Origin of the sequence: Shewanella sp. ENK2 (assembly GCF_043568515.1) — a bacterium.
GTDB lineage: Bacteria > Pseudomonadota > Gammaproteobacteria > Enterobacterales > Shewanellaceae > Shewanella > Shewanella japonica.
The window spans coordinates 1981592-2004682 of sequence record NZ_CP171406.1; the positions used below are offsets into that span (position 1 = coordinate 1981592).

17 protein-coding genes and 3 pseudogenes are annotated in these 23091 nt (G+C 41.6%); 12 read left to right on the top strand and 8 right to left on the bottom strand.

Annotated elements, in window-relative coordinates; genetic code table 11:
- Positions 1-112 precede the first annotated feature (112 nt).
- The 3 genes from ACGEDC_RS08825 to ACGEDC_RS08835 form a co-directional block, all read right to left on the bottom strand.
- Positions 113-568 (bottom strand): GNAT family N-acetyltransferase, encoded by a 456-nt coding sequence (locus ACGEDC_RS08825; RefSeq protein WP_055025872.1) that lies wholly within the window; start codon positions 566-568, stop codon positions 113-115.
- A gap of 257 nt (positions 569-825) precedes the next feature.
- A complete protein-coding gene (locus tag ACGEDC_RS08830; RefSeq protein WP_055025846.1) occupies positions 826-1503 on the bottom strand; it encodes a 7-cyano-7-deazaguanine/7-aminomethyl-7-deazaguanine transporter in 678 nt (225 codons plus the stop codon).
- Between the two features lie 252 nt (positions 1504-1755).
- Positions 1756-3114 (bottom strand): isochorismate synthase, encoded by a 1359-nt coding sequence (locus ACGEDC_RS08835; protein WP_372038179.1) that lies wholly within the window; start codon positions 3112-3114, stop codon positions 1756-1758.
- A gap of 346 nt (positions 3115-3460) precedes the next feature.
- Here ACGEDC_RS08835 and ACGEDC_RS08840 point away from each other — a divergent pair, with 346 nt between their 5' ends.
- The 3 genes from ACGEDC_RS08840 to ACGEDC_RS08850 all read left to right on the top strand — a co-directional run bounded on the left by ACGEDC_RS08840 (position 3461) and on the right by ACGEDC_RS08850 (position 5722).
- Positions 3461-4639 (top strand): HD-GYP domain-containing protein, encoded by a 1179-nt coding sequence (locus ACGEDC_RS08840; RefSeq protein WP_394497717.1) that lies wholly within the window; start codon positions 3461-3463, stop codon positions 4637-4639.
- Positions 4640-4782: 143 nt separating this feature from the next.
- A complete protein-coding gene (locus ACGEDC_RS08845; protein WP_394497719.1) occupies positions 4783-5412 on the top strand; it encodes a paraquat-inducible protein A in 630 nt (209 codons plus the stop codon).
- Between the two features lie 115 nt (positions 5413-5527).
- A complete protein-coding gene (locus tag ACGEDC_RS08850; RefSeq protein ID WP_167692871.1) occupies positions 5528-5722 on the top strand; it encodes a hypothetical protein in 195 nt (64 codons plus the stop codon).
- 97 nt (positions 5723-5819) lie between these two features.
- Here ACGEDC_RS08850 and ACGEDC_RS08855 read toward each other — a convergent pair whose 3' ends face one another.
- On the bottom strand, positions 5820-6752 hold the full coding sequence (locus tag ACGEDC_RS08855) for a YeiH family protein (protein ID WP_394497722.1): 933 nt from the start codon (positions 6750-6752) through the stop codon (positions 5820-5822).
- 191 nt (positions 6753-6943) lie between these two features.
- Between ACGEDC_RS08855 and ACGEDC_RS08860 the strand changes: the two are divergent.
- From ACGEDC_RS08860 to ACGEDC_RS08880, 5 genes and pseudogenes are all read left to right on the top strand, one after another.
- Positions 6944-8388 (top strand): annotated as a pseudogene (locus tag ACGEDC_RS08860) (sigma-54 interaction domain-containing protein).
- A gap of 185 nt (positions 8389-8573) precedes the next feature.
- Positions 8574-10114 (top strand): annotated as a pseudogene (ccoG, locus tag ACGEDC_RS08865) (cytochrome c oxidase accessory protein CcoG).
- Positions 10115-10324: 210 nt separating this feature from the next.
- Positions 10325-11167: a formate/nitrite transporter family protein gene (locus ACGEDC_RS08870; RefSeq protein WP_065110285.1), complete on the top strand. Its 843-nt coding sequence runs from the start codon at positions 10325-10327 to the stop codon at positions 11165-11167.
- An 81-nt stretch (positions 11168-11248) separates the two neighbouring features.
- Positions 11249-12076 carry a PP2C family protein-serine/threonine phosphatase gene (locus tag ACGEDC_RS08875; RefSeq protein WP_394497725.1) on the top strand — a complete coding sequence of 276 codons (828 nt, stop codon included), beginning with the start codon at positions 11249-11251 and terminating at the stop codon, positions 12074-12076.
- Entirely contained in the window at positions 12031-12969 is a 939-nt protein-coding gene (locus tag ACGEDC_RS08880) for a serine/threonine protein kinase (RefSeq protein WP_394497727.1), read from the top strand. The genes ACGEDC_RS08875 and ACGEDC_RS08880 overlap by 46 nt, the downstream gene beginning before the upstream one ends.
- 96 nt (positions 12970-13065) lie before the next feature.
- On the opposite strand, the gene cynS is transcribed toward ACGEDC_RS08880, so the two are convergent.
- Together cynS and ACGEDC_RS08890 are read right to left on the bottom strand one after the other, a co-directional pair.
- A complete protein-coding gene (gene cynS, locus ACGEDC_RS08885; protein ID WP_394497729.1) occupies positions 13066-13506 on the bottom strand; it encodes a cyanase in 441 nt (146 codons plus the stop codon).
- 235 nt (positions 13507-13741) lie between these two features.
- Positions 13742-14260, bottom strand: coding sequence for a hypothetical protein (locus tag ACGEDC_RS08890; RefSeq protein WP_055025856.1), 519 nt, complete (start codon positions 14258-14260; stop codon positions 13742-13744).
- Positions 14261-14466: 206 nt separating this feature from the next.
- Between ACGEDC_RS08890 and ACGEDC_RS08895 the strand changes: the two are divergent.
- The 3 genes and pseudogenes from ACGEDC_RS08895 (at position 14467) to ACGEDC_RS08905 (ending at position 18652) form a co-directional block, all read left to right on the top strand.
- A pseudogene (locus tag ACGEDC_RS08895) lies at positions 14467-15989 on the top strand (DUF3612 domain-containing protein).
- Positions 15990-16154: 165 nt separating this feature from the next.
- Positions 16155-16775 carry a YqiJ family protein gene (locus tag ACGEDC_RS08900; protein WP_394497732.1) on the top strand — a complete coding sequence of 207 codons (621 nt, stop codon included), beginning with the start codon at positions 16155-16157 and terminating at the stop codon, positions 16773-16775.
- A 125-nt stretch (positions 16776-16900) separates the two neighbouring features.
- Positions 16901-18652 carry a flotillin family protein gene (locus tag ACGEDC_RS08905; protein WP_394498292.1) on the top strand — a complete coding sequence of 584 codons (1752 nt, stop codon included), beginning with the start codon at positions 16901-16903 and terminating at the stop codon, positions 18650-18652.
- A 159-nt stretch (positions 18653-18811) separates the two neighbouring features.
- Here ACGEDC_RS08905 and ACGEDC_RS08910 read toward each other — a convergent pair whose 3' ends face one another.
- A complete protein-coding gene (locus tag ACGEDC_RS08910) occupies positions 18812-19525 on the bottom strand; it encodes a type 1 glutamine amidotransferase (RefSeq protein WP_394497734.1) in 714 nt (237 codons plus the stop codon).
- Positions 19525-20238, bottom strand: coding sequence for a hypothetical protein (locus ACGEDC_RS08915; protein ID WP_394497736.1), 714 nt, complete (start codon positions 20236-20238; stop codon positions 19525-19527). The genes ACGEDC_RS08910 and ACGEDC_RS08915 overlap by 1 nt, the downstream gene beginning before the upstream one ends.
- Positions 20239-20736: 498 nt before the next feature.
- Here ACGEDC_RS08915 and ACGEDC_RS08920 point away from each other — a divergent pair, with 498 nt between their 5' ends.
- Entirely contained in the window at positions 20737-22656 is a 1920-nt protein-coding gene (locus ACGEDC_RS08920; protein ID WP_394497738.1) for an alpha/beta hydrolase family protein, read from the top strand.
- Positions 22657-23091 lie beyond the last annotated feature (435 nt).

The window sequence follows — 23091 nt, forward strand, 5'->3', positions numbered from 1 at the left end:
AGGTAATTGCTCAATTTTTTTCCAAATATATGTCTACATTAGGCGCTAACCATAATCGTTAACCGGTTAGCACTAACAATAGGGAACATAACTCTTTGTTCAAATGTTTGTTTTATAGCACTTTTTGAAGGTGAAGTTTGTTTTTGTCGATGCTAGGGTGGCTTTCAACTTGCGTAATTTGGTACTGATTAGCTACCAACATATTTAGCATGGCTTGAAACTGATTACGGGTTTTCACTTCTAGGCGAGTATAGCCTTGTGCTTTTGCCCATTTTTCTTGATATTCAAGCATAGACTTTGCTAAACCAAGTTGACGAAAATCTGCATCAACACCACCTAGCCAGCTATAAAAGCAATCTTCTTCAGACTGATAACCTAATTTAAAGCCCGCTAATTCGCCTTCAACATAAGCAAATAGAATTAAACTAGGCTTATCACCTATGCGTTCAACAAGCGACTCGGCACTTTGAGTGCGATCGAGCTCACTAATACGAGACGTTAATAAAGCCAGTTTTTCTGACACTTCAGCTGAAAGCTCTGTATAAGCTTCGATTTGGATATTTAACATTTTATCTTCCGCAGGGCTGAGAACCTTAATACAGCAAGTTACTTCAAGGTGAGTAGACTTTTTATTAAAGAGACCTTCACGTGCTTTCAATTTATCTTTTGCGATGTATTAGCAAATGATTGAAAACTGTGAAAGTCTTTTTGAATCTTGGTTAGCAGCGAATAAACACTGGATTATTATATCTCATCGTACCAGTTGGCGGGCAGGATTGATTGAAAAATGCCGCATTGATCAATTAATCGACAGCTAAGTGATGTTTACGACTTAGTTTCGTTAGTCAAAATCAAATTTTCTGCCGGTGTCTCGATAAGTTTATCACTCAGCACTTTTAACAAAACACCATAAGCAGGCAAAAATAGCCCTAAGCTAACGATTAACTTGAAGCCATAATCGACCATCGCAATTTCAGGCCAATGTTGAGCCATAAATGCGTCGGTTGAAGCGTAAAAGGCGACGCTGAAAAAGACGATAGTATCAACGAGGTTACCAAAAAGGGTCGAGGATGCTGGTGCTATCCACCACGCTTTTGCTTTACGTAATTGAGCAAATACTGTGATGTCCATGAGTTGTCCTACGAGATAGGCCACAAAGCTTGCAAAAGCAATTCGGAACACAAATTGATTCCACTCAACTAATGATGCAGCGCCCTGAAATGCGCCTTGATGAAAGATAACTCCCATCACATAGGAAATCAGCAACGCAGGTAGCATCGCTTTAAAAATAATACTCCGCGCGGCTTTCTGGCCAAATATACGTACCGTTAGGTCGGTTGCTAGGTATACAAAAGGAAAGCTAAATGCGCCCCAAGTTGTATGGTAACCAAATATTTGAAACGGAAGCTGCACCAAGTAGTTGCTTGCGCAAATAATGATGATATGAAAACTGACTAGAAACATCAGTGCACGGCGACATTGCGCCTGAGATAGTTTTAACATCTTGTAGCCTTTTTATTGGGTTAGACGGGGTGAGGGAACCCGTATTGAATTAAGGATGGCAGTATTATTGTATTGTTAGAAAGCTGATTAGTGATATGCCATAAACTGGCTTAATCATAGCCTATCGGCTGTTGCCAAGGAGGACGCATTATAGTGATCGAAAAATAAGATGCAACTCTCAAGTTCATAAAATGGAGTTAGCCTAAATGAATTGGCAACAACAAAAGTAAATGTCAGCGATGATATGGGAAGTTAGAGCTCCACTAATATGGATAAAATAGTCGCGAGTTTATTTTCTAGTTCTTGCCACTCAGCTAAGGGATCTGAGCCAGCAACAATGCCTGCTCCTGCAAACAAATTAATGCGCCCAGGTTCAATTAATGCACTGCGTATCGCCACGGAAAATTCACTTTCGTATTTGTTGAGATAACCGCAAGCACCAGCGTACCATCCACGGTTATACCCTTCACGTTGACGAATAAAGCTTAGTGCTGACTGTTTTGGCAGTCCGCCGACAGCTGGTGTTGGGTGTAAGCCTTGCAGCAGCTGAAAATCATTGACGCCCGCTTTTAATTCAGCACGAATAGAGCGGTGTAAATGCTGAATATGAGTCAGTTTAAAAATTTTAGCTGATTCGTCTGCGCCAATGTAGTTACTGAGTGGCGTAAGAACATCAACAATTTGCTGCCTGACTAATTGGTTCTCATAACTGTTTTTGGTGTCTTCGAGTAATTGCTTAGCCAGAAAATCATCTTCTTCCTGATTGAGCCCACGCACAGTTGTGCCAGCTAGTGCTTCAGTAAATAATTCTTTTTGCCTGCGTAAGTACAAGCGTTCAGGAGAACAAGAGATAAACGTTCTATCTGGGCTAAACTGAAACCCAAACTGAAAACTATTCGGGTTACGTCCTTGCCAACAGGCCAACACCATCCAAGGATCGACCGCATCATTAATCTCAAGCTGAGTTTGTCGAGATAACACGACTTTGGGTGTCGTTTGATTAAACTTGGGATGAGTGACTTGCTCTACAAGTTCTTTCCAGCGTTGATAGTTTGGCAAATCACTGCGGCCCATTAGGGGCAGTTTATTGGGTGGCGATAATGGCTTTGCTGGTTGAAGTTGTTTAATCGCATCAATCGCGGCATCGCACTCATCAACTTGCGAGTTGTTTTCAAAATCTAAGTTAATGAGTAATTTTACAATTGTACCGTGACGACGTAACTCAATACGCGGTAAGACAAAACGTGTTCTGCCAAAGTCTGGCCAGCACTCTACGGTACGATCAAATGCAACGCCACCATAATAGCGGATATCTTGATTGCTGCTTTTACCTCGTTGAGATTGGTATAAGCTTGAGAGTAACTCATCATCAATCTCTTGCTCTTGTTTGAAATCTTTACAGGCGCCAATGGCGGCAATTTCTTCCTGCTTTTCTCGCCCGTGCCAATAAATACGTGGATATTGGGTTTGTGCGCCCAACCATGACAGTAACGGGATCGACTTCGCTTCGACAGATATTTGCACAATAGGTTCTTTGGCAACGGCCAACTTCATAGCGTTTAGCTTTTCGATTAACTGGCTAAATTGCTCAGAAAAAATTTGGCTAGGCAACAAAGACTCCAAAGGTTGATATCTCAAACAGGTGAAATGATAAAGAGAGGTATTCGTTTTAGTAAATTATGCCTTAAGTTAATGAAGGGTTCAAAAACTGTCAATGCCAAGCCGCTCATGCTGTGATCTGAAATGCTAATATAATCATAGTATCTGCGTTTTTTTAAAAGAGTAGCCTGCTAAGCGACTGTATTTGAAGGGGGTTACAAATTATAACATTTAATTTGGAGTATTTAGTCGAGACAAGATAAAATGTCATTAACATTGTTACATTGTCACTGAATTTCATCATAAGTATTATCATTCTTGTCGGTGTTTTGGTTGTCGTTTGGAGAGTTAATCGTTAATGTCCTCCGTTGAAGAATCTAAAGACGTTATCCGTATTCCCGTTAGCCGTTTAGGGCTCGGGATGTTTGTCGTTGCTATCGATCGCAAAGAGAGCAAAGTGGCTATCAGTAATGCTGGCCAGATAAAACATAAAGATTCGATTGCGAAATTAGAAAAAGCCGGCATTAAAAGTGTGTGGGTAGACGTTGAGCGCTCATCGGATAGCTGTGGCTTGAAGAAAAAGGCTGCTCCGTTAAAGACGCGTAAACCGGTTATCACCAGAGCTACCAAACAAGCGCAAGCTAAAAATATCCTGACCGAAGCAAAGACCCTTGTTCGCAAAGTGCTTTCAGAAACCTATGAAGGCAAAGCGGTTGAAGTTGCCCCCTTTGAAGACATTGCCGATAACATGATTGAATCGGTGATGGATGATGCCGATGCTCTTAAATGTGTGTCAGCGCTTAGAACTAAAGATGCTTACTTACTGGAGCATTCAGTGAATGTCGCATTTTTACTGGTGACTTTCGGTAAACACTTGAACTTAGATAAGTCATTGTTGAAAGAAATGGCTATCGGCGGCATTTTGCACGATATAGGCAAAATTCAAGTTGATAATAAAATCTTGCATAAACCTGGGAAATTGACCGAAGCAGAGTTCGAAGAAATCAAAAAGCATCAAACCTATGCAATTGATATCATGAATGAAACCGTTGGCCTTTCGCAGGTGAGCAAAGATGTGTGCTTGATGCATCATGAAAAGCTAGATGGCAAGGGTTACCCTAAAGGCCTTAAAGGTGATGAAATTCCTCAACATGGCCGCATGAGTTGTATTGTGGATATTTTTGATGCGTTAACGGCTACTCGTTGTTACAAAGAGGCGATGAGCCCAGCGGCAGCGTTTAAAATTTTAATGAGTTTGACGCCTTTTCATCTAGACCAAACATTAGTTTACGAGTTCATTCGTTGTGTAGGCATTTACCCTGTAGGTTCTTTAGTTCAGTTATCTGATGAGCGGGTTGGCATTGTCTGGGAGTCAAAAGGGCGGGATGCGTTAAACCCTGTCGTTAAGTGTTTTTATTCATTAAAACATCGACGCTATACCGAAGTGACCTTTGTGGATTTGAAAAAGTCAGATTTACATATTGAACGAGGTATTTCACCACGTTCACTTGATGTTGATCCAAGTCCTTTCTACTAATTACCTTTCCTAAACAGGATACGACTTTGTAAAGTGCGGTGTCGCCACTGGACTTAATGTTGCGATCCGTTATTTTATGGCGTTTAACGTACTATTTTTCCCTCATTTGATGTGATTGGCTGTGATATTTACTTGGAGTACCTATGAAACCCTTATTTAGCTCATTGGTCATTATATTGTCATTGGCTTTACTGATCCCTGGAGTCACTCAACCCATTTTGACGATACAAGGCAGTATTGAGAAAGCTGAATTGGTAGAAACTGGCGTGACGATGTTTACCGAGAGTTTATCTGAAGGAGCACGTGGTAATGCCCGCAGCATGCTCGACATGGCGGTGAGTATGTTTGGTTTTGATAACCTCGAAGGCGAAGTGGAGGTGTTTTACAAAACCCGCAGCATTGTTGATACCGTGAAAGAACTTTACCTATCTAATAACGTGCTGGTGGCTGGGCTAGTTGGCTTATTTAGTGTGGTCATTCCTGCCACTAAATTATTACTGCTGTTGACGATGTGTATTCCTGCTACGGCAAGGTATCAGTCAGCGGTGAACCGGTTTATCAGTGCAATTGGTAAATGGTCGATGGCTGATGTTTTTGTTGTGGCATTAATTATTGTCTACATGGCTGGAAATGCCTCCGCTGGAATGGGAGAGATGTTAAAAACCACAGCTTCATTCGAAATTGGTTTTTATTATTTTACAGCTTATTGCGTGTTTTCTATTGTAAGTCATAGGCTTGTGTCAGCTTGGATAGCCACAGACAAAAAGACTTAATGCGTTATCTAGCCTGGTAACAGTGGGCAAAAGTCATTATGTGAATAACATAGTAATATTTGATATTGGCAGCGAAATACTGGGATTTAGATAATGGTCTACTTAATTGGAGACCATGATGATGTCCTTGATACAAAGTAAGACCTTTAAAGCTGTTGCGATAATATGCCTTTGCATTATTGCGGTAGTGGCATCTGTGCAAACCTCTGGGCTTACTCGTGCGGTAATTGAGTTATTAGCTTTTGGTGGGTTAATCGCCCTGGCTTTGGCAAAACCTTATATACAGCAAGAGATAAACGAAGAAGAGTGATTAATATTTGTTGTCAGCAATAGTCGGCTTTAGTGCTGAAGAGACCAATTTAACTAGCCTAACTTAATTTACTTTTCAATGAACAACTAAAAAGCGATTAACTCTGCCAGAGAATGACTCCCAACGATATTCCACCAATTGCAATCCACAATAGCACGCCCAATAACAGTGGCTTAGGCCCATTCGCTCGCATTTTACTGACGGTGATACCTGCACCAATTAAAAATAAGCACACGATAAGTAATTGCTTAGAAACGCTAAAGAGCACCTGATAAACAGCTTGCCCCTGAGGAAATAAATAGGCCGTAACTATGGCGAGACAATAAAAGCCAATAAAATATGGAATAGATATTTTTGACTTGTCGCCACCGAAGATAATCGCGCTGAGCAGTGCAATAGGAATAATCCACAGTGCACGAGCCAGTTTAATTGTGGTGGCCGTTTTTAAAGCTTCGTCACCGTAAGCTGACGCAGCGCCCACAACGGACGAGGTATCGTGAATCGCAATCGCACTCCACACACCAAAGTCATATTGGCTTAATGATAATGCATGACCAATTGTCGGAAATAAGAATAACGCGGCTGAGTTTAATAAGAAAATGCAGGCAAGCGATACCGCAATTTGATCGTTCTTAGCATTGATTGCTGGTGCAACGGCGGCAATAGCGCTACCGCCACAAATTGCGGTGCCGCAACTGATTAAATGACCCGTTTTATTATCAAGTTTCAATAGTATCGTTAATCCAAAACCTAACACTAAGGTTAAAAATATCGAACCGACAATTAGCCCTAAATTGTTGCTACTTGCAGCAATTGCTTCAGGTAAGTTGATTCCGAAACCTAAACCAACAATTGAGTATGCCAATAGTTTTTTAGTGAGCTTATTTAAGTCGATATGAGTCGGTACCATACCTAAACTCGCCAATGTAAAGCCCATCAGCAAGGCGATAGGAGAAGAAATTATGGGTGTTAAACAAATCAAACCCATGGCGATAAATAGCCATAGTTTAAATGTGGAAGAGATTTGCATGCTGATGGTGATCGCCTAAATACAGATGCCTTATTGTAGCAAGATGCAGGCTGATGAACGATATTTGATAGTGAAAATCGGTCAACAACTGTATCTATCGAGCTATCTTTTGAAATAGAGCCCATTTATGTAACGAAATATCGTGATCTAATGTAATATGCTAGATATCACGAAAGTTGAGGCCATCAGCGATGAATTCAAAAACCAGTGTCACCACCAGTCACTTTTTACCTGAAAATACCCTTCTCCTTAATGCCATCACGGAAGGGGTATACGGCTTTGACCTTAACGGTAATGCGGTATTTATCAACCCAGCTGCAGAGCAGATGACTGGCTGGAAAAGTGCAGAGTTGATTGGCAAAAATATTCATGATTGTCATCATCATAGCCATGCCGATGGAAGCCCATATCCACAACATGACTGTCCAATCTATCGAACATTGCATGATGGTATTGCGCGGCAGGTTTCAGAGGACGTGTTTTGGCGCAAAGATGGCAGTTGTTTTCCAGTGTATTACAGCTCAACTCCCGTTTATGACCAAGACAAATTGATTGGTGTGGTAGCGATATTTCGTGATGTCAGTGTGCAAAAACACACTGAAACATCGCTGAGAGAAGCGCTTGCGCAAGTACAGGCATTATCAGAGAAGCTCGCCTCAGAAAATCAATATTTACTAACCGAGTTGCAGGGCAAGCAAGGCGCAATGGGCTTGTCAGGGCATAGTGACGCTATTAACCATTTAACTCAGCAAATTAATTTGGTTGCTAATACTGATAGTACGGTGCTTATTTGTGGTGAAAATGGCACAGGTAAAGAACTTGTCGCAAGAAGCTTACATCAATTAAGTCGCCGTAATGAGCAACCCATGGTGAGTGTCAATTGCGCTGCATTTTCAGCATCGATACTGGAAAGTGAATTATTCGGCCATGAAAAGGGAGCCTTTACGGGAGCGACAAGTCGCCGGAAAGGCCGCTTTGAGTTGGCGCATAATGGCACCTTATTTCTTGATGAAATTGCCGAGTTAAGTTTAGAAGCACAATCCAAGTTACTGAGAGTGATTCAAGAGCAGTCTTTTGAGCGGGTTGGCAGTAGCGAAACCATTAAAGTGAATATTAGACTCATTGCTGCCACCCATCATGACTTACAGGCAAGGGTTGAGCAGGGCTTGTTTAGAATGGATTTGTATTATCGTCTAAATGTGTTTCCAATTGTGGTGCCGCCACTTCGTGAACGCCCTGAGGATATCCCGTCCTTAGTTAGTGACTTAGTCACATCGTTAAGTCAAAAGCTCGGAAAAAAATGACTCGCGTCAGTGCTAAAGGGTTGAAAAAGCTGCAGCAATATACTTGGCCTGGCAATGTGCGTGAATTACAAAATCTCATCGAAAGAGAGATTATTTTATCGCAAAATCAAGTGCTAGAATTTAATAGCCTATCGCTTAGCGGTTCGCAACATGCCGATGAAACCAAGCTTAAACAACCGCTAACGATGGCTGAAGCAGAAGCAGAACATATACAGCAGACCCTAGAACATACTCAGTGGCGTATTTCGGGGCCACAAGGTGCTGCTGCAGTGCTGAATATGCCGCCAAGTACGCTGCGCTCAAGAATGAAAAAGCTTGGCATACAGCGTTAAGTTACTGTCGATACGATAAAGTCACGATATTTCACGGAAACGTGATATATCGTGACTTTTTTGTTTGATAAAAATTAGTAAATGTCTATTAATCAGTGTTTTAGGTTTATTTTTGGGTTGGCTCAGGTTTTGCTCTATTAGCTTTGCGAATGAAAGCAAGTTACTAGAGCAGTAGGATCTTAGATATGTCAGAGCCAATAGCGAGTCAGCAAACACCCTCACTATCACAAGTACCATCACAAGTACCAGCACAACCCACGTCTGTGGTGCAGCAGCAACGTATTCCTGTTATCAATATTAGCGATTCGGGAAAGATTCATGTGCGAGAGCAGCAAGGAATATTTCAGCGTCTTAGGTTGCACACTAATACGGTGTTGATTGCGTTATTTTTCCTTATTCCATTTATCAATTTCCAGGGCCGTCAGGCCATTCTATTCGATGTAACAGAGCAGCAATTTTTCTTTTTTAATGTCACTTTATGGCCGCAAGACTTTACCGTGCTTGCTTGGTTTTTTATGGCCGCAGCATTTGCATTGTTTTTTATTACTGTTTATTTCGGCAGAGTCTGGTGTGGTTTTATGTGTCCTCAAACCGCTTGGACAGCTGCGTTTATGTGGGTAGAGGCAAAAGTTGAAGGTAACCATCATCACCGTGCCGCCCTTGATAAAGCGCCAATGTCAGTGAATAAAGTAACTAAAAGAGTTGCGAAGCACACTGTTTGGGCGTTAATGGCATTGGTGACTGGCTGTGGTTTTATGGCTTACTTTATGCCTGCAAGGGCGCTTTATGTGGATATTTTTAGTTTTAGCAGCGGCTTTTGGACAGGAGTTTGGGTTTGGTTTTTTGCACTATGTACTTACCTTAATGCTGGATGGATGCGAGAAATGATGTGTTTACATTGTTGCCCTTATTCGCGTTTCCAAGCAGTGATGTTCGATGCGAATACTAAAACCGTTAGCTATGATGCTGCTCGTGGTGAAAACCGTGGTCCGAGAAAACGTAATAAAAAAGCACCAAGACTCAGGCAACGACAGAGGCTGGCAATGGCTTAGGCGACTGTGTTGATTGTCATCTTTGTGTAGATGTGTGTCCAACAGGGATTGATATTCGAAATGGTCTGCAATATGAATGTATTAACTGCGGTGCCTGTGTCGATGCCTGCAATCAAACGATGAGTAAATTTGGCTATTTGCCCAATTTGATCAGCTTTACCAGTGAAAACGCCCTAAAAACGGGCCGCACTCCGTCAATGTGGTCATTAAAAGCCTTAGGTTATGCGGGTGCATTAGTGGTGATGCTGGTCATGATTGTTTTAGATTTACAAAGCCGAGCGGATATTCAGCTTAACGTTATTCGAGATCGCCAAAGCTTATATCGTGTTGTCAGCTCTGAGCCAACAAACCCCGTCATCGAAAATAGCTATTTACTGAAAATACGTAACAAAACCCAGCAAGCCGCTTTTTATCAGATCAGTGTTAGCTCCGATAAGTTATCTGCTCATGATTTCAAAATAACCAATAACACCTTGGTATTGATTAAAGCGGCTGAGCAACTTGAATACCCTATTACAGTCACCAGCTCGATAAAGCATCCAGATAAACAGGGGTTATCTCAAACACGCGAAGCGCTGACATTTTTTATCACCGAAGTGAACTCGGGTGGTGAAATTGTCCAAGGAAAACCGCTTAATCAAGTGGCTCAAGCTTCACGCTTTTTTAGGCCTTAGTCATTCAACCTTAAGGATAAATACAACTTGATTGAGCTCTTTGATGACGTTCCAATATAGGGCGGGGTGAATAAAAAATGAACTATTATAGTGCTTTAGCTAATTAGCTTATGGTACACCTTTATGTTAACAAGTTGTTTAATTTGACTTTTTTATAGTGGCATAGAACTCGCAAAACATGATCAGAATTAAATCTAGGAGTGTGAAGCTATGTCGTATATTGAACCAAAAGAGTTCGCAGCCAAAATGGTCGATGCTGGTGAACAAAAAATTTTCATGTCAACGAAAGATACATTTGTTCGTGCTTTTATGGCGGGGGCTATTTTAGGTCTAGCGGCATTTTTTGCCATTACAGTGATAGTTAAAACTGGCAGCTTATTAACGGGGTCACTTTTGTTCCCTGTTGGTTTTATCATGCTGTATTTAATGAAGTTTGATTTGTTAACCGGGGTATTTACCTTAGTGCCATTGGCGGTTTTGGATAAACGAAATGGCTGTACCGTCGACCAAATGCTGCGGAATTGGGGCCTAGTGTTTGTGGGTAACTTCGCTGGTGCCCTCACGGTTGCTTTCTTTGCATCGTTTATTTTAACTTATGGTTATAACACTGATGGTGGCGTACTCGCTGCGAAAGTGAGTAGCATCGGTGAGTCACGTACTCTGGGTTATCAAGAACATGGCTTTGCAGGTTGGATGACCATTTTTATTCGCGGCATGTTGTGTAACTGGATGGTATCGATGGGAGTCGTTGGTGCAATGATTTCTACTTCTGCAAGCGGCAAAATGATGGCAATGTGGATGCCAGTCATGCTGTTCTTCTTCATGGGTTTTGAGCATTCAATTGTCAATATGTTCTTGTTCCCATTCTCAATGATCATGGGCGGTGAATTTACGGTTATGGATTACCTCGTTTGGAATGAAATCCCTACCGCATTGGGTAATTTAGTGGGTGGATTTGCACTTGTTGGGTTACCGCTGTATTTAACTCACGTGAAAGAAAGTCCTGTGCGTAAGCGCAAACAAGCAGAAGCTCGTCGTGAAAAGCTTGCTTAATATTGGACACTTAAGTGAGTTCTTACCGTCACACGATTACCTTAATGGCACTGTAATTGTTGTGGCGGCAAGGAAGCTTTAATGCAAAATTTGCTTAAACTCACCATTGCACAACAAAGCGTTTGCGGACTAAAGCAAATCAATCAAGATTGCTGTGGCAGTATGCAACCAGATAATGCCTTGATACATAGTAAAGGTGTAGTGGTTGCGATTGCTGATGGTATTAGTTCTAGTGAAGTCAGTGGTGTTGCCAGTGAAAGTGCGATAAGTAATTTTATCAGTGATTACTATGCAACCTCTGAAGCCTGGTCAGTTAAAAAATCTGCGCTTAAAGTGCTACAGGCACTTAATCATTGGCTATATGCTCAAAGCCAAAATGGCCCGCATCGTCATGACTTGAATAAAGGTTATGTCTGCACTTTTAGTGGGTTAGTATTTAAATCAAATACAGCACATATTTTTCATTGTGGTGATTCTCGCATCTACCAATTGAGCGGGAATAGTTTAGAGCAATTAACGGAAGATCATCGACGTTATGTCGACGATGAAGTCAGTTACCTTAATCAAGCTTTAGGCATTAACCCGTTACTCAATAGTGATTATCACTCCTGCTCGATTAACTTGGGCGATATTTTTGTATTGACCACCGATGGTGTGCACGAGTTTTTAACCACGAGAACCATTGCCAATGCTATTAATGATGCACTAGAGCAAAACAGAGATTTAACCAATGTGGCGCAAGAGCTGGTTCAGCAAGCGCTTGATGCTGGTAGCGATGATAATTTGAGTATTCAAATTGTGCGGGTAGATTCTCTACCTGATCCAGACGTCAATGAGTTCAAACAGTTATTGAATCGACTCCTTTGCCGCCACCATTACATAGCGGCCAAGAATTCGAAGATGTGGTGATTCAACGTGAACTATATGTGAGTAGTCGCAGCCGAGTTTACCTAGCTCAAGATAAAGCCTCTGGTCAGCGTGTAGCAATTAAGGTTCCTTCTGATGAAATGCGCCAAAATGAAGACCACTTAGAAACCTTGTTAATGGAAGAATGGGTAGCGCAAAGGGTATCTAACACGCATTTATTAAAACCTGTTAAGTCGCGTGTTCCTAAGGGTTACCTTTACACGGCAACAGAGTATGTTGAAGGCTGCACGCTAGCTCAATGGATCCACGATCATGAACAGCCCGATTTAGATTCAGTGAGAACGATAGTGGTTCAAATCGCTCGGGGGTTACAAGCTATGCACAGACAAGAGATGGTGCACCAAGATTTACGCCCTGAAAACATCATGATCACCACTGAAAGTGTGGTCAAAATTATTGACTTCGGTGCGACAGCTGTTGCAGGAATCATTGAAACTCAAGGGATTGATGATCACATTTTGGGAACGGCCCAATACAGTGCTCCTGAATATTTTGTGGGCGAGCTTGGCGATGGTCGCAGTGACATTTTTTCTTTGGCGGTAATAACTTATCAAATGCTGACTGGTCAGCTGCCCTACGGGGTGGATGTTGCCAAGGCAACGACGTTAAAAGCGCAGCAAAGCTTACGCTATGTTCCTGCCCGAAGTAGAAATGCCGCAGTACCTCAGTGGGTAGATTATGCCCTTGAAAAAGCCCTTGAAGTGTCCCCGTCAAAACGCACTGCTGAAGTATCGGAGTTTATTTATAACCTTAAACATCCTCACCCTAAATCAATACGTGAGCACACGCCTTATATTGATAAAGACCCCATTTTATTTTGGCAGCGTTTATCTTTCTTATTAGCTCTAGGGTTAGTGATAGCCTTATTTTATTAAGCACGACCTTAATGCTTGTCTGTATTAACACAGCAGCAAGAGTACTGCGTTAATACAAACCCGATATTGAGCTTTTATCAGGCTACCAAGGATTAATTACCATGCTTTATAAGGTAAAAACTTACCGTTCATGGTAATCACGACCCTATCGCCCTTAGGATCAGTTTGTTTTGCAACATCCATTGAAAAATCAATGGCGCTCATTATGCCATCACCAAATTGTTCCTGAATGACTTCTTTTAATGTGTCGCCATATACACCAACCACCTCATAGAGGCGATAGACCAGTGGATCTTGTGGCACATCATGTTGCCATTGTTTGGTTGGGTAAGCCGTGAGCGCAGCTTGTGAACCTGCAGGAAGCTCAAGTAGCTGGCACAATTTATTGGCGACGTTCTCTGGCATGCTGTTCATGCCTAAACATGCTGAGGTGACCCAAACACAGCCCATTTCTAACTCATCTGCAATATTTTGCCAACTTAGTTGGCGGGCATGTTTCGCTAAAATAATCGCTTCAACCACTTGTTCTTTATTCATTATAAATTCCTATAGGCATGATAAACGTCTATAAGAACGCGCAAGAGTTAGACCACTATTAAATAATATATTAATCAATAGGTTAATTTTTTATAGGATAGGAGTACGGCTATTTTAGTGCATTATTAGCTAATTGTTGGTGCGACAGGAGAAGACGTTTTTATTCACTGACAAAAAGGCCGGCAATAATGCCGACCTTGAGAGTGCAATGTAATCTAGCGGCTTATTGCGCTGATTAACGTTGATGCATTGCGTATTCAGTGCCATCTTTTGCAGTAAATACTTTGCAGTTACCTTCAGTAGGTAGGCAGCGAGAATGCAGCATACTAACCCATTGTTTATATGGCGTTGGTAAGTTTTTAATTGGCAGCGCCACTTGAATATCTTCAATATGCGCAGGATCTTTCGAGCCTAACTCGCCATTTCTGTCAAAGCTGACTTCAACATGGGTATCGTTATTTTTAAGGACAATCGATGTTGGTTCGCTTTTATGACCTGTTAAAGCAACAAATTGACATGGGTTCTGTAAACCACATTGGCTACCATCTTTCATAAAGGCTAGAAGATGAGTGTAGTAAATAACATAGCTACTCACATCGGCGTGTGAGCCTTCAGTAAGTGGGAAGTTGTCATCTAAAAATACCTTTGCATTGTTAATTTTGTCTGCGTTGGTACTGGTTGCCACAAATTGTTCCTCAATGAAGCTGTTAAGGTTGTGAGCGGCTGTGTTGGTGTGCATTGTTGTCATAGTCATAACCTTATCCTCTTCGCTTGGGTCATTACACGGGGCTAATTAAATATTCATATCATTAGGCCGTGCTTACATCTTTTGTTATCGATTGCCTTAGTCGCAATGGGAATTAAAATGATGAACACTGTTTCCCGATTGCTTAATTTGTAGTCTAGTGTATTTTTCACTACAATTTCACAATAAAAATTTTACAGTGTGAATTTTACAAAATGCGTAATGAACAAAGCTTGATGAGAAAGTCACATTTCCTGGGTACAAAGATTCGAAATCTGCGTAAACGTAATCATCTGACAATGGAAGACTTGTCAGCCAGATGTATACGTGTAGATTCGAGCTCTGCGCCTTCGGTGTCGTATCTATCAATGATAGAACGAGGTAAAAGAGTGCCCAGTGCTGGCATGCTGGCGGTGATTGCCACCGTGTTCCAAAAAGATGTCGATTGGTTTTTAGATGACATGCCAGAGGAGCAATCAATCACCCCAGAAAAGGGACGCCGTGGCGGTATTAGCGGTATGCCACTCGAACCAAGCTTTTTATTTTCTAATGACATTTTACAAATCGCGATACCTGAAATGCTGTCACAAACAGGCACATCAGGTCGGCAGTTTGCTCAGTTATTAATTCGCGCACACCAAGAACACCATCAAAATCATTTCCCTGATTTAGAACGCGCCGCTGAAGAAATTGGCAGAAAACAGATGCCGCTAAGCGCTGATGAGATGCTTAGCATTGCTAAGAGTATGGGACTTAAAATCAAATGGATTGATGAAGTTCCGACTGAAGTGTTAGATGAAACTGGCGCTCGTTCTTCTCGGTTAACCACTTCTTTTTTGAACCACCGGCGACAATTTTTATCAATAAAGCGCTCAAATCCAATGCGCCAAGGCTTAAATATGACTTGGCTGTGCACATTGGTCATTGCGTGCTCCACAATAAAGACGGCTTGAAAAGTGTCATGACATCGGGGCGTCGAGTTGAGGTGGATGATGATGCAACTGTGCAGTCAAACACACTTAATGCCCAAGATATCTTGCATGCATGGCGTGATTTTGAATCAAGCTTTTTTGCAGGGGCATTACTCTGCCCTAAAGTGCCATTCAGACAGCTATTAGATCGTCACGGCTACGAGATTGATATCCATAAACAGTTACAGGTGTCGGCGTCGGTTGCCATGCGCAGAATGACAGTTGTCTCTCCTTACCCTCATTGGCATTACTTTGATGCTTATGCACCAGGTAAACTTAAAGCGGTCTATCGCGGTAATGGCATTCCACTGCCTTGGGGCAATATGCGAATAGTTGAAGACCCTTGCCACCATTGGGCTGTATTTAGGAAAATTAACGAACCGACATCGGGAACATCTGCTCAAATTTCAATATTAAATGTAGGTAATGAGCCGCGAATTTACTGTTGTGAATCAATAAAAGTTGATGATTCAGCGGGTAATCCACATGTGTTATGTGCAGGGATAGATTTAAACCCCGCCATTGAAGCGCAAGGTAAAGATGCTGCAAAAATTACAGAAGATTTAAAGCAAACGTGTGTTGAAAACGGCGGCTTAGTCGCCATTCCAAAACACATCAAAGCAGATCTGGTTAGCGTGGCTAAAATCTTGAATATAAATTGGATTGAACGTGGCATAGAAAACGATGCCAGAGTGATTTGCTCCCGTGGCGCAGTATGCCCACGACAACCTAGCTGCTATGCCAGTGGTCAAGCACAGTGCGAATAAGTCGGTCATCACAAAGACTGATAATCTAATTCACTTCTAAGGAAGTTTTTGTTAAGGTGATGTTGCTTTTGACAGATATAATCTAATTATATTAATTACTTATTAACTTGGCATAGGATGACTGCCAGGGTTGAGTGATTAATCTAGCTGTAAAGGAATACAGTCATGCTCGATTTTTTACTCATAAACGCCAATACCCCATTTGCGATTGCGATGACGATGGTGTTGATGCTTGCACTGTTAGAAGGTGTTGGCTTAGTGATAGGCTTTAGCATTTCAAATCTGATAGACCACCTTTCTCCTGTTGAACTTGATGTCGATGCCGACCTTAATGTGGCTAATACTGGGCTGACTCCATTAGTTGGTTGGCTGTGCCTGAATAAGTTACCGTTATTAATCTGGCTAGTGTTATTGCTTACTTGTTTTGCACTCATTGGCTACAGTTTAAATTTTATTAGTTATCAATACGCTAGTAATCTACTTTCCCCAATGATTAGTGCTCCAATTGTATTTGTACTGAGTCTGCTCAGCACATCCATCATTGGTAGACCTTTGGCAAAAATCCTCCCCAAAAATGAATCCCATGCCGTTTCTAATACTAGTTTTAGTGGTTTATTGGCCAAAATTACCGTGGGCACTGCCAGAGTAAACAGTCCTGCAGAGGCGGTGCTGGTGGATCAACATGCGCAGAAACATTACGTGATGGTCGCGCCAGAGTTTGCAGAAGAAAGTTTTAACCAGCATGACCAAGTCGTGTTGCTGAATAAAAAAATAATATTTGGATAGCTGCAAAACTCGATAGTATTTAGCCGTTTATTCATGAAACCAAGATTTTTATAGTAGTAATACAAGGAAAGAAAATGGAAGGGATTGAATTATCAGCAGGGTCAAATACCACCTTTATTTTAATAATGTCTGGCGTGGCAATGTTGGCGTTTATCACCATAGGGTTAATTTTTGCCAAACTCTATATTAGAGCCACTAAGGAAATTGCATTTGTCCGAACTGGTTTAGGTGGGGAGAAAGTCGTTAAAGATGGTGGCACAGTGTGTTTACCTGTGTTGCACGAAACTATTCCGGTCAATATGAACACATTACGCATCGAAGTTGAGAAAACACAAAAAGATGCGCTGATCACCAAAGATAGAATGCGTGTCGATGTTAAAGCGGATTTTTACCTTCGTGTGGCACCAAGCCAAGAAGGCATCTCGATGGCTGCGCAAACTTTGGGTACACGTACCATGCGCGTTGAAGAACTTAAAGTGTTAATGGAATCAAAATTTGTTGATGTACTTCGTGCTGTGGCTGCTGAAATGACCATGACTGAAATGCATGAGCAGCGTGCTGACTTTGTCCAAAAGGTTCAGCAAAATGTGGCCAATGATTTAGAGAAAAACGGACTCGAACTTGAGTCTGTTTCATTAACTGGCTTTGACCAAACAGACCTACAATTTTTTAATGAAAATAACGCATTTGATGCTGAAGGTCGTGCACGTCTTGCAAAAATCATTGAAGAAAAACGTAAAGAAACCAATGATATTGAACAAGAAAACCGCGTTAAAATTGAGCGTCGGAATTTAGAGGCAGAGCGTCAATCTTTAGAAATTCAAAAAGAAGAGGAAGAAGCTCGTTTAAGCCAAGAGCAAATTTTGGCATTTAAACGTGCAGAGCAAAAAGCGGAAATTGCTAAAACGCGTGAAAATAAACAGCGAGAAGAGCGCGAAGCTGAGATTGCGAAAGAGCAAGCGATTGAAGCGGCAGAAATTGAAAAATCAAAAGACATTGAAACCCGTGAAATTGCTAAAAGAAAAGCCCTTGAGCAAGCTCGTATTCAACAGCAGCGTGATATTGAAGTCGCTGAACAAGATAAGCAGATTGCGGTAGCAGAAAAATCAGAAGAAGAGTCAGCTGCACGTGCTAAAGCCGCAGATGTTGAAAAGGGTAAAGTTGAAAAAGAAGAGGCCGTAATCACAGCCAAGCAAGTGGCAATGGCAAATCGTCAAAAAGAAATTGAAGTCATTGATGCGAAAAAAGAAGCAGAACGTGAAGCCGTTGGAATTACTGTGCAAGCCGCTGCAGATAAGCAAGCGGCTGAAGATAAGGCAACAGCCATATTAACTGAAGCTCGTGCTGATGCTGATGCTAAAAAGCTAAAAGCCGAAGCGGATGAAAAAGTCTTTGCAGTTGAAGCAGCAGGTAAACAAGCTTTGTATGAAGCAGAAAATACTCTGAAAGATGAGCAAATTCAGCTGCAAAAATCCTTGGCTGTACTGCAAGCGTTACCAGAAGTGGTTGCTAATGCAGTCAAACCACTAGAAAACATTGAAGGCATTAAGATCTTACAAGGTTACCACGGCGCTGGCGCTGCAACCGCAAATGGTAACCAAATCATGCAGGGACAATCTGGTGGCGTAGCCGAACAAATCACAGCGGCAGCATTAAACTATCGTGCGAATGCGCCAGTAGTCGATGCCATGTTACAGGAGCTGGGGTTAGTCAATGGCGACACTGGCACGTTAACCGATTTATTAAATGGCGAGAATAGTTTGACCGATCAAACCCGTGCAGCGATTAAACAAGCTAATATTCAGACGGCTATGCCATTGAATAGCGCCGAATCTGAGGTGGTAAATAACACTGTAGCTTCAAGTCCAGCTTCATAGCGCCACACATAACAAAGAAGTGAAGAGATACTGTTAAGTTGATCATTGTTAGCTTGCAGCATTGAATTCATTGTTTGTATCGACAAGGCGGTAACAGTCAGTTACCGCCTTTTTCATTAACAGCTTATCGCTGTATTGTCCCGATTAGCGTTACTATCCTTAGTCATCGCTCGTTATTGCAGAACGAAACACAGTATATAACAAGTTAAAAAACCAGTGTTGTAACTGTGTCTGTTCGTTCATACGTGATTTAGCATATAAATCTTCTGGGCACTGCTCACTAAATGCTTGTTGTAAATAAGCCAGTTGCACAGCGTCCCATTCGGGATGAAATTGAATGCCATATTGCTGTTGATGCCGAAACATCTGTTGAGGACACAATGATGAGTAGGCTTTTATCTCAACCGATTTATGGGTTAGCGGAGCTAAGTGACTATCAAAGTTAAACCCAAAATAATGCCATTGAGGTACGGCCAAATTAATCAAATTTTTGTTCGCTAGACTTGCTGAGCATACGTTGGCATTAACTCTGAGATCATACCAACCTAATTCAGCCTGTTTAAGTGGGTAAATCTTAGCTCCTAATACCGATGCTAATAGTTGCGAGCCTAAACAAATACCGATTAGCGGTTTGTTGATTTCAATCGCCGAGTGAATCAAAGAGCGCTCTTTTTGCATCCATCTTGGGTTATCTTCTACATCCATAGGGCCGCCCAAAATGATGATGCCATCAAATTGGTTTAGATCGGGCAAGCAACCATCGGGCGCCATGAAGCGGGTGATCTTATGTCCCGACAGTTTGCACCAGTCAGAAATGCGCCCTGGTCCTTCAGCCTGATGGTGCTGAATGATTGCCAGCGATAATGAAACCATTACTGTAACTCGCCAGTTTCTAGATAGATTTCAATAATGTGCTCGAGGGGAATTGATAGCTGATCCGCTAAATCCTTTGGACTAGGATGCAGTTTACCTTTGAGTGGCACGGTTATTTGAGTCGTTCTAATGAAATCATGTTGAATCACTCGCAGCAAGTGGTCTGCTTCAGGACGATTTTCAATGACCTTAACTAAGAACTGGTTTGGGCTATCTTCAGTTGGTGTAATGACTCGATATTGTGCATTTGGCGCCTTATCTTGCCCTGCCTTCATGCTTAATTCGGTGAACATAATGATGCGATCAATGATGAGTGATTGTTGAGAAAACTGGTTAATGCCTCCTCGCTCAAAGTGACCTTTTACAACATCAACTTGCAGTTGTTCGATTGGGTCGGTTGCCAGAGGGCTGAGACGCATTAAGTCAAAAGGCTTGGGTACAATAGTCCAAAGCTGCTCTGGTGCTGTCGCCATTGTTTCAAGCTGCTGCTTTATTGCATGATCAGTTTCAGGATCGGCAAAGTGAAATTGCATGACCATTTGTACATTGTGGGGATGGTGATACATAGGCAAATGTGAGGCAAATAAGCCATCTTTTCCGCCAAATAGAGTCATACCATGTAAGCCCATATGGCTTTCATTCGCAGAGGCTGCGGGGGATATGCAAAAAATGAGGCTGGTAACAATAACGCAAAAGTAATGAGAGATTCTCATATGGGCTCCTATCTGGAAGTTAGTCAGAAGGGGCCGTCCCCGGATGGAAGCCTGTTTGCCAAATTCATCAATTCGATGTGATTGATTGTGGTGCTCAACAGGTTGAGGTCGTCCTCAGACACAATTTTACTACAAATTTTTAACGATGAACATTGCCACTATCCCCTCAATATTTGGACGTCACTTTTTGCATTCAGTGATTAACAGGGGAAATTCCGTCATGACTCAGCCAGTGTTATTAACTATTGAGTCAACCTAGCCTAGTGAGAGATGTTGTTTTGTCAGTTAAATATGCCAAATAGCAGCTAATCTATTGAATCAATGTGGGTATCGCTGCAAAATTAATTGAAACATGAATATCTATGTTTAGGAAGTATGATCCCAAGGAGTTAGGGAATATCGCATTACCTCAATGTTATTTCATCTACTTCTTGTGCCATATCGCTTCAAGGTTTTAAGGATAAAGCTGTCTCTTTGAGATGGATTAAAGGAGTTTCCATGATGTACATCAAATTGATGATATGGGGAATGCTATTGTGCATTTCAGATATTTGTCTCGCGGCTTCTGTCGAAGATTATTCACGCCATAGTGATTACTACAATGTAAAAATATCCCCTGACGGCAAGCATTTAGCTGTTTTAATGAATGATGAAGGTCGAAAGAGACTTGCCTTTTTACGCACCGACAACTTTGAAGTTACTTTTGCGCTCAATTCCAGTGGTCGGGATCAACCTGCAGAATATTACTGGGTCAATAATGAACGTGTCATCGTTCAAGTGGTACAGAGCCGTGGCAGATTAGAATTACCGATTAATTTAGGTGAAATCTTTGCCGTTAATTATGACGGTAGTAAGCGTAAAATGATTTTCGGTATCCGATCTCAACCAGGTATTGTGTTGTCGGGATACGGTGGTTTTTTATTGGATAAACTTGAAGGTGATAACAAGCACGTTTTAATTACCAAACGTTTGCTAAGTCGAAATGGCGATGTGCTGCCTGAAGTGACTAGGCTTAATGTCTATACAGGCAAGGAGCGTAAAGTTAAACGTGCGCCAATTTCTTACAGCCAGTTTTTAGTTGATAATGATAGTGTGCCTAGGTTTGTTGTGGGGGTAGATAAAAACCATGACACTAAAATGTACTACTCAGAGGGTAAAGGAGAAGATTGGCAGGTGTTTAATACAAAGTTTGACGGTGAGTTTACTCCGTTGACTTTTAGTAGTGATAATAAGTCAGTTTACGCATTAAAAACTGAAGAAAATAAACCGAAAGGCCTGTATCGCTACGATTTAGATACTCAAAAAGAAACGTTTTTGTACCGCAGTGATATTGCTGATCCTACCTATGCTATTAGCTCTGATTTAAACGAAGTGTATGGTTTGAGAGTAGATGAAGACTATTCTAGCTATATTTTTATTAAACCTGACACCCAAGAAGCCAAACTCCATAAAGCATTAATTCAAGCGTTCAATGGCGACAGTGTCGAAATTACCAGTAAAACAAAAGACGGTAAGCAAATGGTGGTGCGTGTTTCTAGTGACCGCAATCCCGGCTCATTTTATATATTCGATACAGACACAATGAGTGCACGTTATTTATTGTCGAGCAAACGATGGATTAAAAAAGAGCAGCAAGCTGAAACGGAACCTTTTCGAATTAAGTCTTCTGATGGTTTAGTGCTAAACGGTTACCTAACCCTTCCTATCGGAAAAAAACAAAATTTACCCACAGTGGTATTGCCTCATGGAGGCCCGCATCTTCGAGATTATTGGCGATTCGATCCCCAAGCTCAAATGCTCGCAAACGCCGGTTATGCTGTCATTAAAGTGAACTTTCGAGGCTCAGATGGTTACGGAAAACACTTTATGGAAGCTGGCTACGGCGAGTGGGGAACGGGTATTCAAGATGATATAACTCAGGCATTAAATTATGCGATTCAAACCGGTGTGACCGATAAAAATCGTGTATGCATCTTTGGTGCGAGTTTTGGTGGTTATAGCGCTTTACAAAGTGCAATCCGAGAGCCGGATATGTATCAGTGCGCAATTGGCTACGTAGGGGTTTATGACCTACCTATGATGTTTGATGAAGGGGATATTAAGACATTAACTTGGGGAGGGTCTTACCTGAATAAAACTCTCGGTACTAACCCTGCTGAACTTATTGCCCAGTCTCCAAGTCGTAATGTCGATAAACTTAACGCGCCAGTACTTATTATTCATGGTGAGGATGATCAACGTGCTCACTTTGAGCATGCGTTAGCACTCAAAGAAGCGTTAGATGAAAAAGGCCATCCCTATGAATGGTTAGTGAAAGATAAAGAAGGACACGGTTTTTATAATGAAGAAAATATTCTAGAGGCCAACAAAGCGATTTTAGCTTTCTTAGAAAAGCACATTGGTGATTCGGCAAAGTAATCCATCGCTGATAACACAATAAGCCCGGTAAGCCCCGCAATCTGTGGTGAGTTTATCGGGCTTTATTATTCTCAATATGTTGAGTTTATTGTGCTATTGATTAGCTAGTCTATGACTTTCTTTACCTGCTAGATAACCAAATGCCAGCCAAAATCTTGTAGGTTTTTGTACAGGAAATAACCGCTAAATAAGCACATGGTTACCCTTAAATCTTGGTGAGATCTCGCTCACAATCTGAATCGATTGTTAATATAAGTTAGTCGACATTTTACGTGATTAACATTATTTTAGCGTGCCTGTGTTGCCGTTAATGTCACAAACATTAAACGACCTGGCGTTTTATAGAAAACGGTTCACGCACAGTATTCCAACTCTTCAAACAGTAAACCAACCTGGCTGTCTCGCAGCACGGGGGAAGCACTTGTGGTGTGGACT

What these genes read in the sequence shown, in the direction of transcription:
- ACGEDC_RS08830 (WP_055025846.1), bottom strand. Translation starts at nt 1,503, where the DNA reads ATGTTAAAACTATCTCAGGCGCAATGTCGCCGTGCACTGATGTTTCTA.
- ACGEDC_RS08825 (WP_055025872.1), bottom strand. Translation starts at nt 568, where the DNA reads ATGTTAAATATCCAAATCGAAGCTTATACAGAGCTTTCAGCTGAAGTG.
- cynS (WP_394497729.1), bottom strand. Translation starts at nt 13,506, where the DNA reads ATGAATAAAGAACAAGTGGTTGAAGCGATTATTTTAGCGAAACATGCC.
- ACGEDC_RS08840 (WP_394497717.1), top strand. Translation starts at nt 3,461, where the DNA reads ATGTCCTCCGTTGAAGAATCTAAAGACGTTATCCGTATTCCCGTTAGC.
- ACGEDC_RS08900 (WP_394497732.1), top strand. Translation starts at nt 16,155, where the DNA reads ATGCTCGATTTTTTACTCATAAACGCCAATACCCCATTTGCGATTGCG.
- ACGEDC_RS08920 (WP_394497738.1), top strand. Translation starts at nt 20,737, where the DNA reads ATGATGTACATCAAATTGATGATATGGGGAATGCTATTGTGCATTTCA.
- ACGEDC_RS08870 (WP_065110285.1), top strand. Translation starts at nt 10,325, where the DNA reads ATGTCGTATATTGAACCAAAAGAGTTCGCAGCCAAAATGGTCGATGCT.
- ACGEDC_RS08855 (WP_394497722.1), bottom strand. Translation starts at nt 6,752, where the DNA reads ATGCAAATCTCTTCCACATTTAAACTATGGCTATTTATCGCCATGGGT.
- ACGEDC_RS08845 (WP_394497719.1), top strand. Translation starts at nt 4,783, where the DNA reads ATGAAACCCTTATTTAGCTCATTGGTCATTATATTGTCATTGGCTTTA.
- ACGEDC_RS08875 (WP_394497725.1), top strand. Translation starts at nt 11,249, where the DNA reads ATGCAAAATTTGCTTAAACTCACCATTGCACAACAAAGCGTTTGCGGA.
- ACGEDC_RS08905 (WP_394498292.1), top strand. Translation starts at nt 16,901, where the DNA reads ATGTCTGGCGTGGCAATGTTGGCGTTTATCACCATAGGGTTAATTTTT.
- ACGEDC_RS08910 (WP_394497734.1), bottom strand. Translation starts at nt 19,525, where the DNA reads ATGGTTTCATTATCGCTGGCAATCATTCAGCACCATCAGGCTGAAGGA.
- ACGEDC_RS08915 (WP_394497736.1), bottom strand. Translation starts at nt 20,238, where the DNA reads ATGAGAATCTCTCATTACTTTTGCGTTATTGTTACCAGCCTCATTTTT.
- ACGEDC_RS08890 (WP_055025856.1), bottom strand. Translation starts at nt 14,260, where the DNA reads ATGACTATGACAACAATGCACACCAACACAGCCGCTCACAACCTTAAC.
- ACGEDC_RS08850 (WP_167692871.1), top strand. Translation starts at nt 5,528, where the DNA reads ATGATGATGTCCTTGATACAAAGTAAGACCTTTAAAGCTGTTGCGATA.